Origin of the sequence: Roseiconus lacunae, from assembly GCF_008312935.1 — a bacterium.
Lineage (GTDB): Bacteria > Planctomycetota > Planctomycetia > Pirellulales > Pirellulaceae > Stieleria > Stieleria lacunae.
Genome location: NZ_VSZO01000001.1, coordinates 79,628 through 92,671, shown reverse-complemented (window position 1 = coordinate 92,671; position 13,044 = coordinate 79,628). Strand labels below are relative to the sequence as shown.

Here is a 13,044-nt window from a genome sequence, read left to right as displayed (position 1 = left end):
TCTCATTTCTTCCGAAATCTGCTTTGACAGCAAAATACCTGCGGTACTATCCTGGTACCCCTTGGTGGGCTGGGTGGTTCTTCCGGTGTTCATGATCGCAGTCCGAACCAAGATGTATCGGAACCGCGCGACCCGATGTTGCTAGATTCTCGCATCGCCTCGACTCCGAGCTCAGCCATCACTGGGCATTGTCCTCCGAGTCTTGGCGCGACAGGGGAAACGATCTCGGGCTGGTTCTGTGGCAGTTGCATGTCGGTGAACCAAACTCTTGGCCTTGAAAATGAGCGAAGACACTTCGGCAAAAGAAGGCGTTTCCTGGACCCTTCCAATTCTCCTGCTCGTCGCCGTTTTATTTGGCGGCCGTCTTTCGTTTTTAAGTTCCCCGGCACCAGAACCGGAAACAAAATCGGAAGAAGTGTCAGGAGCGATTGAGGCCAATTCGATTCCCTCTGGTGATGGGATCGTTAGCCAGCGATCCCAACTCTGGATCGATCCGTTGAAGGGGCTCGAGAAAATCAAGCCCGAACTTGACGCGGAAAAACGTGCCGAAAGATTCCAGAATCTGCTCGCGGATCTGACACCTCGACCCAGGATCGAGTCGATCGTCGAAGGCAATCCTGTTTACGCGGTTGATTCGCCGCGTCGTAGCGGGTTGTTGATGATGCCGGTGTTGCTGAGCGGTGGGAACGGTGAAGACGCCATCAAGCGTAGAAAGAATACACGCGAGGCAGTCGTGCAGTCGTTGATGAGTCAAGGTTATCGGCTGCAATACCCTGATCGCCTTAGCTACATGCAGTTGCCTTTTCAGATCGGTCTTGGTGCAGGTAGGAATAGGTTTCACCACGTCGTCGTTCCTTTCAAGCTTTACACTTATCGGCCGGGTACCGAAGACCAAGGCGCCAGGACGACGAACGGCTATGAAAAAGTATTGGTTCTCTATCTCGATCAGAGCCAGCTTGGGAACGATCCGCTTTGTGCGTTGGCGCAGCTTTGCACCGGAGTCTTTCTGCCGTTGAAAGATCAGACGGAGGTGGAAACCGTATTCGGCTCCACTTTTTCCCGACCGCCGGGGAGCGATAGGAAAACGGAGAACTCAGCAGATCAAGCGAATATCGCCAGAAGAATACTAAATAAACATTTGAAATTTGGTCAATCGCGTGACGCCAACGATGATATGTTCGAGCCGATTAAGCGCAAGGTCGGTCTAGCGGCGATCGGACCGGCGACTTCGGACGGATTGTTTGCGATGCTGCGCGACGATGCCCGCTGGGACCGTCTGAACAATTTGGTCACTGAGAAAATCGAGGAGCGGTATCCATCCGAAAAAACCCCTTTTGGTCTTCAAGAAACCATTGATGAGGAAATCCAGCGAGAAAAGAACTTTGGTTTCATCTTGCGTTCTGAGTTCTTTTCGAAGGTATACAATTCTGCCGCGCTCTTTTCGGCTCGTTCGACGATTGATCGCTCGACGATCATTCTTCAAAACGACCGAACTTTGTCGAGCGAGGTTCGCAACAATGGTAATTTTCAGTTTCATGATTGCGGTCTCCGTATCGCACACATGATCGGCACCGATCATGATCTCGCGATTGCAATCCAACGAGAATTACAATTGCGTTTTTCTTGGCCATCGATCGAACGCGGGCGACTGCTCCTAATCACCGAACGTGATACTCTGTATGGAACCTACGTTGTCAAACCCTTTCAAAAGCTCGGACTTCCTGCCGATCGAATTCACTGCGTTCGCTATCTGAAAAGCAACATCGACCGAAGCGATTTAAGTGATCGCTCGATCCAGAGTCAGCTCGACAGTGAAATCGACTTGATTCGGCAGAACAGCGGTATCGAAAACGATCGTTCGCGTTACCTGGCCATCGGAGTCTTTGGGTCGAGTACCGAATCGAAAATCGAGATTCTAAAGTGCGTGCGAGACCTGTTTCCTTCGGCTGTGCTATTCACGACGGATGTCGAGAACTCACTGCTCTATCGTCGTGATCCGAGCTTGCAAAATGTATTGGTCGCGGGGCACTATGGACTCTCTCTGAATCCGCGATTGCAGTTACAGGTCCCCGGTTTTCGTACCGGCTACCAGACCTCGACGTTTCTCTCCTGTTTGGCAGCACTGCGTAGCCGAGTGATCGACGAAGCGTTTCCTGTCCGGGCCAAAGACATCGATCACTCCATTCGTAGCAAGCTTGATCCGTGGGGCCGTAGTGAAGAAATGGAACCGGTGTTGCACCCGGTGGTCTTCGAAGTCGGTCGGTTTCAACCTTATCAGTTCGCACCCACGAAAAGCCAGTTCGCCGCTATCGCAGGGCCACTAACAACATCAGTTCAAACCGTCGCAGCAGAACGTCTTTCCGATCGTTGGGATGCATGGTTGTGGCTTTTTATGCTTCTGTTTGCATGTGTTCTATTCACCGCACTGATTGCCCAACTTGACCACAGCGTCGCAAGGAAGTTGGAAATGTCTGGGAGAACGATCGGCCAGTGGATGGAAACGTGGAATAGGATTGTGTCCATCAGACGTGGGGCGGGCGGTTCATACAAACCCAAGAAATTTTCAGGAATGGAGAACAGTGTTTTCTGCGTCTTGGGGTTACTTGCGGGACTATTTGTCCTGATGATTTTGAGTGATCAAAGCACCAACGGTGAACCAATCGGGATTGGGAATGGCATTAGTATTTGGCCATCCGTTTGGATTCTAGCTTTTTGTGGTGCGGTCGCCGCAATCCTGGTTCCTTGGACTCGCCAGCGAATCGCTGATGAGAAAGAGACAGTCAGAGCAGTCGCTGTGAAGGTGGGAAGTGCATTCGATCATCAGCCCAAGAGTGAGGATCGGAATTCAGAAAACACACCGGACGACAAACCGGATGACGAAGGACTTAAAGAGTCGATGGAAGAATACTATCGGCAACTTGGGAAGGGGAATTACGGAAAGGTGTTCTTTACAAGCTTTCTCCTCTCATCGTTCGCCATTATCGCTTCTTGGATTTTGGATGTGGACTTGTCTCCTCCCGCGAGAGGATTGATCGCTGTGCTGACCGCTTGGGGAGTCCAATTGCTGGTGGCGTTTACGACGATCACGTTTGTCTGCCAAGCATGCTTTACCGTTTCAAACGCAAGGGAGGCAACGACCAAGTGGTTGAAAAAGATCGATGGCGAGCTTCATCAAACTTGCAACAAAATCATTTCGATGCAATCGAAATCAGATATGTCAGAAAGGGGACGGAAAGATCTCTGGGATCAAGCGATTGCTCAAGTTCGGACGTCCTGGGAGTTAGTCAATTTGGTCGGAAACCATTCTCAGATTGTGAGTCGCCCTGTGGAGTCGGCCTCCATCATCGTGCTGATTTTTGGAGTCTCTCGAACTCGTCTCTTTGACGCTTGGGCTGCGAGCACTGCGATGCTCGCACTGCTGTTAGTCGTGCTGGGGATTTGCATCGTGTTTTCAGTCTACTTGCGATCGGATCTTCGAAAGAAGCGTTTGGATATTCTTTCGACCATTAAAAAGATGTCTCTTTCGGCAGAGCTTTCCGGTAGGGCCGCTGATGAAAAGCATGCGGATGACTTGAAGACTTACGAGAAGGCGATTTCTTCAGTCAGTAAGGGGGCGTTCCAGTCCAACATCACGAATCCGGTGCTCCGGGCTGCAGTCTATGCCGTCGCCGGATTTTCAACCGCACTGTCGCAATGGATTTCTGTCAGCTTATTCCGATAGCGATTCCGCTTCGAACGTTTACCAAAACCTTGCGCCGAATCGGAATGCGGACGTTCACGATCAACGCTTCGACGCCGGTTCAACAATGTTCTGGATGGGCGTACGGGCCGCTTCGACGGCGGTTGCGATGCGTTGCGGTTCGCCTTGGATGTGTTGGCGAGCCTCGGTGACTTCGGTTTCAAGTTGCTCGATTCGTCGTTCCAGTCGAGTCACTTGGTCAGCTGCCGCTTGCTGACGATACTGCAGCGCCGTGACGTCAAAGGGCTCGGATCCAGAGATGTTGAACTCACGTCGGAACCGCTCTCGGGCTTCCGATTCGGCGACTTCGACGGCTTGATCGCCCTTCGCACGCAGCGCATCGAGTTCGGCTTGCATGCTGTCGAGTCGCCCCTGTTCGATCGCCGACAGTCCCAACCCTTCAAGGATGCGGTCGGCGGTTTCGCGTTCGAGCAGCAAGACATGTTTGTTGTGCTCGTGTTTAAGTCTCGCGAGTTCGAGTTCTTGTGTCTGCTCGACTTCTTTCACCCGTTTGGTTCGTTGGAAGTGCAGCGCCGCGACTTCATCGTCAAGTTGCTGAGTTTGTTGATCGAAGGTGGCTTGTTTCGACGCGATCGTCGCTTCGACTTCGGCCAGTGCTTCCACGTTGACTTCGATGTCGGTCAGCCGTTGAATCTGTTCGACCAGTTCATCGCGGCGGGCGGTCAGTTGCTCAACTTCGCCTTGAAGCTGTTCGCGTTGTTCCCCGAACTCGTGTTCCAGTCGTTCAAGTTTCAAGCGATGTTCGCGAGTGGAGCGTTCGAGATTGATGGCGAGCGATTCTTCGCTGCTTCGGATGCGATCGACGACGTCTTTGAGCTCTTGACGGACGGCGTCGGCGGCTGAATTAGATTCGGCTGTTTGTGCTCGGTACTTTTCCAGTTCGAGTTCCAGCTGGCGAAGTTCACGCTCGTGTTCGCGTTGTTGTTGGGCATCTTCTTTTTCGGCCTGTCGCAGCTTCAGTTCAAACTCCAGTTCAAGCATCTGGACTTCACCGGGGGAGATGGGACCTTGCTCTTTGGTGTCGAGAGCGTGGAGCAATTCGACGGCCAGATCCTTGGCCTCCTGTGCTTTGAGGGACTGAATATCTGTCTCGGTCCAATCTTGGTAGCTCATTTTATCCGTCTCCGAAGGCGGCTAGGCGAAGGTGCCCAATCCGCCTGTTTTGCCTGGCTTGGAATTAATGGCAGGATTATACCACTGGTATGCAGTCGGTCATCGGCGGCGGCAGTACCTGCCGGTGGGGCGGGGGAAGGAGAGGCAGTGGACACGCAAAGTGCATTCACGAAAAGATCAGACGGAGCTAGACAGGCAAGCATCGTGCCGTTAAAACAACGCCCTGCACCGCACCCGTAGCTCAACTGGATAGAGCATCGGTCTTCGGAACCGAGGGTTGGGGGTTCGAATCCCTCCGGGTGTATTTTTGCTAAATGCCGTTCAGTAAACGCTTTAGCGTCGATAACTCCGCAGCCGATAGCTGTGGAGTTTTTTCTTGTCCCCCCACTAATGCATCCGAAGTTGCATCGGTGGAGAGTTTCTGACGGACTTCCGATGCAGCGGCTTGAGCCGAACGCACTGGCTTCGGTAACGCTGAGCCGTAGTACTTCTCCGTCGTCGCGAAATCTGCGTGACGCATGACGACCATCAACGTCTCCGCAGAGACGCCGGCATTGATCAGACGCTGCGCGCAGCCTCGCCTGATGTCGTGAGCACTCGCGAACTTGGTTCTGGTGCCCGTTCGCTCATCTTCTTGACGAACTACGATCCCGGCTTCTTCTCCGATCGCCGCAATGGTCCTGCCGACACGTTCCTTGGTCAGTCGCTCGGTAATTGGAACCTGCACCGCACCGGTTCGGCGCTTTGCACGGCTCTCAACATCCTGGACGACCGCCTCCGGGATCGTTCCCGTGTCGACCTTGAACTCTCGGCTTCGCCGAAAACCTTGCTTCTTCAGCCACTTCCGCACCGCCGCATCGGACACCCCGCAAGCCGCCGCAATCGACAGATTGCTGTACTGCTTTGCCAGGGCGATCAAATCATCGGGTGCAGGTTGGAACCACTTGCAGCCAGGCTTCACCGTTGACGTGACCGCCAAAGGATTGACGATCCAACCGGTGCGTTTGGCCTTGGGCACTTCCAACAAAAAGGCTTCCAATTCGGGCAGCATCGGGATCTCCTGAAGCTTGCCGTTTTTCTGGGAGGAGGGGACAGTGATCGTTGGGTGGACGTCGCTACGACTCGGCCAGACAGGCCGGATGTGACGTTCGTCTTCCCAATAAAAATCCATCAAATCACCCACCCGAAACCCGCTGTACCACAGCACTCGCAAGGCAAAGTGCCAGGACGGGGCTTCGTTCTTGCCGACCACACGCGATGTTGCCTCGATCATGCGATCAAACTCTTCGCCCGTAATCGGGCGACCCTTCATCACATCATCGACGCTCAGCGAATCGAGGTCAGGCACTTTGACGATCCAATCACGCTTGGCGCAAAACCGCACAAACGCCATCACGGCACCCATCGAGCTGTTGACGGTGTTCGGCGACCGATGGTCATACCGAGACTCGTCACTTTCGAGCAATCGCTCTTGAAGGTACTCCAGCATGTCGAGTGTCATGACGTCTTGGACCATCACTTCGCCTTCGATCCCATGGTCAGCCATGTCTCCCAGAAAGATTCGTTCGGCGACACTGAGCCGCGAGGCCGAGTGCTCGAACGATTTTTTTCGTATCCGCAGTAACTTGTACGAGCGGTACTTCTGATAGCACTCCTCCCAGGTCGGACCGCGATCGGATTTGGTTCGATGGGACTGGGAAAAAAAGCTTGCACTGGAGCCGGCATGATGTCGACTTCGTGCTCGGCGGTGATGGCACCGCCCGAACCGACGTAGTTTCCGTCGAGCAATCGCTGTTGGCATTCCCGCAAGATCCGCCGTGCTTCGCGTCGATCACGAGTGCCGCAGTTCTTGCGGACGCGTGTCTCACGGATCGGGCAATAGAATTTGAGGGCAAAGCCGTTGCGGTCGGTCTTTTTGAGCGGCCGGTCCGGATAGAGTTGAATGTTGCCAATTTCGGGCCTTCTCGGCATGGCAATCTCCTGTTTGGTTTCAGTTTTGGTGTTGGTTGCATTCGCGTTTCCTCTCTGCGTTCGCTCGCGAGGTGTTCGATCAGGGCACGCCCCGTCACCCACCGTGAGTGAGCGACATTCGTGTAGGGCAGCCCACCACCTGAGCAGTTGACCCAGAACTTCTGTGAGATTCCAAGTCTTTGCAGTACCATCTGCTTGCTGTACGCCTCATCCACCCGGATCAAGCCCGTATCAATCTGCGGCATCGTTCGCCTCGCACCATGAAAAAAGAAAAATCGGACAACCACCCAAGCCGACAGAGATTCCAAACTCGGCCCAAGCACACCGAATTGATTTCAGGCAAAAAAGAGCGAGGCAAACGTCGCTAAAGAGCCAACAAAGCGAACAAGAAAAACCGGCGATTCCAGTCAATGAAGTCGCCCCGCGGAGGTCGAATCGTTCAAGATTCGTCGCGTGGTTTAAAAGAAATGCCGAAGCGCGTACCTCAATTACGATGCGATGACGCTACGCTCGATCACAGGAAATTCCACGTGATCACGAAGCAAAAAAGAGCAAGCTCAAAGCCCGACAACAAAAAGGCCGTCGACGGACCTCTTAAATCGAAGCAAAAAGCTCTTATGCGACGAGCATGAAGCTACGTATCCAACGCAGTCCGCGTCACTGGCCATTGGAACAACGCACAGCAGGAAGAAAACAGAACACTGCTGCACGATAGACACTTGGTCGTCAGCCGGAAGCTACACATTCGTGTTCAACAATCGGTTGAAAACGTCGGCAAATTCCTTGGGAATTAAGGACGGGATATCACGAAAGACATGGTTAATCACGTGCACCTTGAGATCCCCTTCGTGACTTGAAAACTTACGGAGCTCAGGAAAATGATCGACAATTTTGCTTTCAAGAGTGTGACCCTGCATCCGGTTGTATGACTCAAGTACCTCTAGTGATATAGAATCGTATGAGTTCGTTTCCCTCGGACCCGGTGTCTCAAAACCCAAAGCGTTCTCCACCTTGCACACGATAGATTGCTGTCTCGCATGATCCATTTCTGGAATTGACAAATGGCCTTCGTCATTACCTAAGCCAATGGTGGTCAACCTGCTGCGAACATCGCGTGCGATAAGAGCGGCAACAATCAACGGGTCGAACAGGAGATTCTCGATCGCATAGTGCTTTCCATGCGAAAGCACAAATACTCGATCACCTGGAGTGTTGCCAAGATCCCAGTCGAGAAGACCAAAGACACTCTTATTTCCCGATCCAGCAAGTCGCTTTACAATATCCTTAACTTTGTCACACCCACCTCCGGTCTCATGCCCAATCGCGATGAAGGACAGACTTCGTGACGACCTTAACTGCGGTTTAAGAACCTCATACAAGGCACTGTAAGCTTTCGCATCGTGTTGACTTTCAACGAATACTTGCCTTCTGCCGTCAAATGAAATTGAGATTGTGGGCACGCCATCCGTGAGCACCGAGAGCGCCTCTTCCTTCGATACTTTTTCGATTTGCTGCGGATTGGCCTTCATCACGTGAACTGCTTCCTCAGGCGCCAATGCAACTGTAGAAGGCGAGTGTGTTGTCATTAAAACCTTTATGCCATGATTGCCCACCAACGTTTTCGTGGTCGCATCGAGCAATGTTTTTGACATCGAAGGATGTAATGGGGCATCGACTTCGTCGAGTAGCAGAACTTTCGGGTAGGTTGCTAGTTGCCGTTTGTCTTTGGTGTAGTAAAGACACAACGCAAAGGACATCAGCACTTTCTCGCCCGATGACAAGTCCGCGAACGAAACCTCCGCACCTGTGTCTGTTTTCGTTAGGCGAGGGACATACGGCAAGTCGCGATAGGGATCTGGGCTGTCTATCGTAAATTCGAGTCTTGCATTCTTCAGCGTGTCGTTCACAAACTCCCACGGCGGAATTCCATACCTGTCCACAAATGCCTCGTTAGAGAGCGGGTTAGCCTCCGTATCACCATCACTTGCACACAATCTTCGAAGGTCGTTTTCCCGTTTTCTGTCACGATAGGAGACGAATAGACTCGCAAAAGACTGTTGGAATGCGGACACTTGATCCCAAATCAAGGGCAAGTCTTCGTAAAACTTTTTTTCACTGAGCGAAATGAGTGAATTTGGGTTCTTGTTAAAAAGCTGATTGCACCAATGGGGATTGCGATTTCTGCCAACGAGCTTTTCCCGTATCCCTGATGAGGCTTTGCGCAACGATTTCTGTAGTTGTTCATATTTCGCCGCTGCTGTTTCCGGCCCAAAGAGCTCCGTGCAATCGTCCTGTGGAACCGATGCAAGTCTTTCAAAATCGTTCAGAAAATCACTTGGAAAACCAAGATTTCGTGCCGTATTTACCACCTGCGTCCTAAATGAAGCCTGATGCCGTTCGAATCCCCTCCATGCTTCCAACTTTTGCTTCCCAATCTGGTGCGCAGAAGACTCTTTCGCGTTGTTGGGAAATAGGTTTGTCCAATCAAAATAGCGAATATCAGATTTGAAATCTGCTGCAATATCGACGCCGACCTTGCCTACCTCGATTGCTCGTAGCAAATGCGTTTTACCAACCCCGTTTACACCCGTGAGTAGCGTGAAATCAGGAAGCGTCGTCTCCGGTAAATTAATGATGGACAAGTGTACGTCTTTCTGTTTTAGTTTCATGGCGATCGTGGTTCATTCTCCCTTAATGTTTCATAGAGTTTCGACGGCCCGATCAAGATGTCTCGGAGGCCTTCCTGGACTGATTGCGAATTGAGGGCTTGGGCGCTCATCTCGGTGTGGGCGTCTAACGCTTGCATCACGGCGGTGAGGATTTCGGTTTTCAAATCGGGTGAATTGGCGAATTGTTCTTTGGTGTTGTTTCTGGCTTGTTGCTGGAGCGTTTCGGATTCTAGCAGCTTGCCCTTCAGGACATCGTTGACGTAGACCAGTTTGTCGTTTTCGGTCAGTTCGTCTTCGAAAAGGTCGTTCACCTTCTCGATGATCTCGGACAGGTAGGCAGTTTGCTTCTCGCGGACTTGTCCCGAGCCGGCGGCGGACAGCGGGTCCAGCTGTGGCGTCTTGCCTTCGCGGAGATTCATCTTTTGCTTGCCACGGTTCTTGAGATTGTGGTGCGTCAACCGAACCTCCGAGAGATCGACGTCTTGTCGCTCACGTCCAAACTTCAGCAAACGTGTGAGGTGCTTGTAAAAGATCGCCCGTTTTTCGAGTTCGCTGTTTCCGTAGTCAAAAATCTGAGAGAGAAATGTATACACACGGATGTAGCTGGCCCCCACATCTTCCAGCAATTGAGCATCGTCGAGTGACCGCACACGCGAGCCTGTTCCTGGTCTTCTGCTTTTTCGGCCTTGGCGATCCAACGCTCGCGAAAATTCTCGATGGCTAAACCATCGAGATCGCCTGGCGTTACACTCGCACAAACATCCGCCGAGAAATCGTGCCCGCTCTCGGAGTAGATACGTCGCAAGCGATCATCGCACATCTCGACAAGGCTGTCTTCTTTACGAACCCAACGATGCCCATCGTGTTGAATGGCCACGCCCACGGGGCGTGATGGAACCGAAAAGACGAGTACCCGGCTGTTCGGGGCACAGTCGGGGTGGTCGATTTCTTCAAAGTCAATTCCCAAGGGAATTCGTTCGCATAGTCCCTTCCGAGTGCGTTCGGGCTGTTGAAACGCCTTCGAGCCGACGATCTGCCGAGGGCGTTCATCGGTCACGCCGAGAATGATTTTCCCGCCGCCTTCATTGACCAACGCGACACAGTACTTTGTCAGCTCTTCAAAGTGAAAGTTGGATCAACGGCATGATTCTCCAGTGTGATGGCACTCTGCCAAACCATTTAACACCAGAGTTCTGATACGAGTCGTATTCTAGAAAACTCAACGTGGACCCTCCGTCGATGGTTCCGCTTCTTCGTCGAGCCACATGTTGCGGTAGGCGAGAACGTAGGTTGCCGTCGCTTCCGGATTGATTGTCCAGTAGTACTTGCAGAGCCGCCGGAACAGTTCGAGCCCGACTGGATGGGCCGCGGCGTCGAGCAGATGGTCGAGTGAACGTTCAATTGCCGCGATATCTTGGCTTTGCGCTCGAATCAATCGTTCTACGATCGAACGCTGTGATTCCGCGAGTTGTAGATGTAGTTCGCTGATCTGTCCCGCTAGGCCGCTGACCGTTTGCATGAATTGCTCGTAGGTCATGTTGCTTGCGTCAGATCGCATTGGTTCAAAATGCTCTGTCACTGAGACAACTCCCCGATGATTTGAGCGATCCGGTCCGTGACGCCTTTCAGATTTGCATCGAGACGACATGTGTTTGTTTTACCGGCGGCTAGCGCCTTGCCGCTCACAACAACGAATATCAAAAGAACCAAGAGCGGCGAGGCACTAGCCGCCGGTCCAAACCTGAACGTTCCACGCACGACATCGCTCACCGCCGGTGAGCATGCAGACCTGAGCGGCGAGGCGCTAGCCGCCGGTGAGATTGTTGCCCATGCCTGATTGCGCTTTCGAATCAATCTCATTACTTTCCTCGCTCCATTCGATCTTGAGCTTCCGTGACATAGACCACGACCTGCTCAAGATCTTCATCGGTATCGATGAATTCCATGTCGCCTCCTTTCGTCCAGACCTTTTGCTGCGAAATTGCGTCAGGCATTCGCCGCAATGCTGTAGTCGCGTTGGCTTTTAATTGATCTCGCACCGTTTTAGGCGCGGCACACGAAGTGGCAACTACATGTACGTGATTCGACCGAACGGAGACCGCGTGTAATTCCCAGCCGCGAATGTTCGCATGGCGACGAATAACCTGCTCAACTTCTCTGCGTTGGGCTTGATTCAGAATGACAGGCTTTTCCTTTAACCTGTCCCGGCACCAATCCGCCAGCAACGGTTGCGGCGGTTGATCCCCGGCTTTTTGCTTCCTCCATCCACGTGAATCGCCAGGAAGCCAGGTTCCGTAGGTGGTCCAGGTAATGAACACTGTGATAGGGTCGGTTGGTTTGGGGGTACCGGCGGCTAGCGCCTTGCCGCTCATGGAATCGGTCATGACCATTAAAAGGGGAAAAGGGTTTTAGATGAGTCCGTTCGGTCTTTTCTTTCCCATCGCCCTGCTTGCTGGACTCGTTGAAGTCCGGGAAATCGGGCCGGTCGAGCTGATCATTTGCGGCCACCGGTGGCGCGACGATCTTCTTGTTGATCTGATCCCCGATATTCGTTTTGCTCTTCAACTGAGTCAGGTCCCCAAAGCTGCTGCCTTCGGGGATGGTGATCGGAACGAAGGGTTGGCTGGCGTACAGCGGGTTGCGACACACTGTCGATCTATGACCGCGAAGCAAGTCAAATCATGACTTAGTTTTGTCTCTTTACCGGGCCTCTTAAAAAAAATTGTCACATCGTGATACCTCGCTCGCTTTGGTTGGCACACGAGCTTCATCACTAACCGGTAGCCAAATCATGTCTTTTTCTTTCCGCAACGCTGTGCTTTCCGCCGCCTTCACGCTCGCTGCCGTATGGGCCCCCGCCAACAGTTTCGCAGAATTGAAGGTTGCCGTGGGCAGCCCTCTTCCGAACACAGGGATTCAGCTCAGCTCGGAAGAAACCGATAGACCTTCGTTTTCGATCGACGACAAGATGTTTTCGGAGCTACTTCAGCAAATCTTGTCGGAAGCAATCGCTGAGTATCAGTTTCTGCAGAGCCTTTTGGCCGAAGAAATGCAAAATGCGCCGCAGCAAGCGTCGTTCGGGTCGAAAGCCGAATACGCCGAAGCATTGCAAGAGTGGGCGAGGGCCGTTGCTGAGCTACAAGCGGAACTTGATCGCCTTGAGCAGGAGATCAACTCACTCATCATTTTGACAACGAATTCAGATCTCCTGACACTTCCTTCAGGGACAGGTTTGGGAAACAGCCGCTAATGGCAACTCAACAGGCCCCTAGGCGAAGCGACCGCGAAATTGAAGCAACGTGTCAGGGGTTTCGAGTGCGGCGTGTCCGCGGGGAATCCACCTTCACGGATCTCCGGTTGTGTCGACAGTTGACGTCCCGACGGCAGTCGCACTGGATCCGATTCTGCCTATCACGGAATGCGCCAAGAATGCCGTTAGTCGTGTTGCATTTAGGCGATGTGGTCTTGGGGGCGTTGACGAAAGGCATGAGGCAACGAACGCCGGACTATAATCGTTCGACCCCGAGAGTT

8 protein-coding genes, 1 tRNA gene and 1 pseudogene are annotated in these 13,044 nt (G+C 52.7%); 3 read left to right on the top strand and 7 right to left on the bottom strand.

What is annotated here, in order from left to right; genetic code table 11:
• Nucleotides 1-280 precede the first annotated feature (280 nt).
• Nucleotides 281-3,721: a hypothetical protein gene (locus tag FYC48_RS00320; protein ID WP_149494723.1), complete on the top strand. Its 3,441-nt coding sequence runs from the start codon at nt 281-283 to the stop codon at nt 3,719-3,721.
• A 60-nt stretch (nt 3,722-3,781) separates the two neighbouring features.
• Here FYC48_RS00320 and FYC48_RS00315 read toward each other — a convergent pair whose 3' ends face one another.
• Nucleotides 3,782-4,873 (bottom strand): coiled-coil domain-containing protein, encoded by a 1,092-nt coding sequence (locus tag FYC48_RS00315; protein ID WP_149494722.1) that lies wholly within the window; start codon nt 4,871-4,873, stop codon nt 3,782-3,784.
• Nucleotides 4,874-5,103: 230 nt separating this feature from the next.
• Between FYC48_RS00315 and FYC48_RS00310 the strand changes: the two genes are divergently transcribed.
• A tRNA-Arg gene (locus tag FYC48_RS00310) sits at nt 5,104-5,177 on the top strand.
• A 6-nt stretch (nt 5,178-5,183) separates the two neighbouring features.
• Here the strand turns inward: FYC48_RS00310 and FYC48_RS00305 are convergent.
• From FYC48_RS00305 to FYC48_RS00270, 6 genes and pseudogenes are all read right to left on the bottom strand, one after another.
• A complete protein-coding gene (locus FYC48_RS00305; protein ID WP_149494721.1) occupies nt 5,184-6,674 on the bottom strand; it encodes a tyrosine-type recombinase/integrase in 1,491 nt (496 codons plus the stop codon).
• Between the two features lie 907 nt (nt 6,675-7,581).
• Nucleotides 7,582-9,513 (bottom strand): ATP-dependent nuclease, encoded by a 1,932-nt coding sequence (locus FYC48_RS00295; RefSeq protein ID WP_149494720.1) that lies wholly within the window; start codon nt 9,511-9,513, stop codon nt 7,582-7,584.
• Nucleotides 9,510-10,163: a hypothetical protein gene (locus tag FYC48_RS28225; RefSeq protein ID WP_235034118.1), complete on the bottom strand. Its 654-nt coding sequence runs from the start codon at nt 10,161-10,163 to the stop codon at nt 9,510-9,512. Before FYC48_RS28225 ends, FYC48_RS00295 begins: the two co-directional genes overlap by 4 nt.
• 230 nt (nt 10,164-10,393) lie before the next feature.
• A pseudogene (locus FYC48_RS28220) lies at nt 10,394-10,570 on the bottom strand (ATP-binding protein); the annotation flags it as partial.
• A gap of 162 nt (nt 10,571-10,732) precedes the next feature.
• Nucleotides 10,733-11,071 (bottom strand): hypothetical protein, encoded by a 339-nt coding sequence (locus FYC48_RS00280; protein WP_149494719.1) that lies wholly within the window; start codon nt 11,069-11,071, stop codon nt 10,733-10,735.
• A gap of 301 nt (nt 11,072-11,372) precedes the next feature.
• Entirely contained in the window at nt 11,373-11,897 is a 525-nt protein-coding gene (locus FYC48_RS00270) for a transposase (RefSeq protein ID WP_235034003.1), read from the bottom strand.
• Nucleotides 11,898-12,304: 407 nt separating this feature from the next.
• Between FYC48_RS00270 and FYC48_RS00265 the strand changes: the two genes are divergently transcribed.
• The gene (locus FYC48_RS00265) at nt 12,305-12,763 is read left to right on the top strand and encodes a hypothetical protein (protein ID WP_149494717.1); all 459 of its coding nucleotides are present in this window, start codon (nt 12,305-12,307) and stop codon (nt 12,761-12,763) included.
• Nucleotides 12,764-13,044 lie beyond the last annotated feature (281 nt).

Excerpts from the sequence above, each read along its gene's own strand:
- FYC48_RS00320 (WP_149494723.1), top strand. The coding sequence starts at position 281 with ATGAGCGAAGACACTTCGGCAAAAGAAGGCGTTTCCTGGACCCTTCCA.
- FYC48_RS00315 (WP_149494722.1), bottom strand. The coding sequence starts at position 4,873 with ATGAGCTACCAAGATTGGACCGAGACAGATATTCAGTCCCTCAAAGCA.
- FYC48_RS00305 (WP_149494721.1), bottom strand. The coding sequence starts at position 6,674 with ATGCCAACAGCGATTGCTCGACGGAAACTACGTCGGTTCGGGCGGTGC.
- FYC48_RS00295 (WP_149494720.1), bottom strand. The coding sequence starts at position 9,513 with ATGAAACTAAAACAGAAAGACGTACACTTGTCCATCATTAATTTACCG.
- FYC48_RS00280 (WP_149494719.1), bottom strand. The coding sequence starts at position 11,071 with ATGCGATCTGACGCAAGCAACATGACCTACGAGCAATTCATGCAAACG.
- FYC48_RS00270 (WP_235034003.1), bottom strand. The coding sequence starts at position 11,897 with ATGACCGATTCCATGAGCGGCAAGGCGCTAGCCGCCGGTACCCCCAAA.
- FYC48_RS00265 (WP_149494717.1), top strand. The coding sequence starts at position 12,305 with ATGTCTTTTTCTTTCCGCAACGCTGTGCTTTCCGCCGCCTTCACGCTC.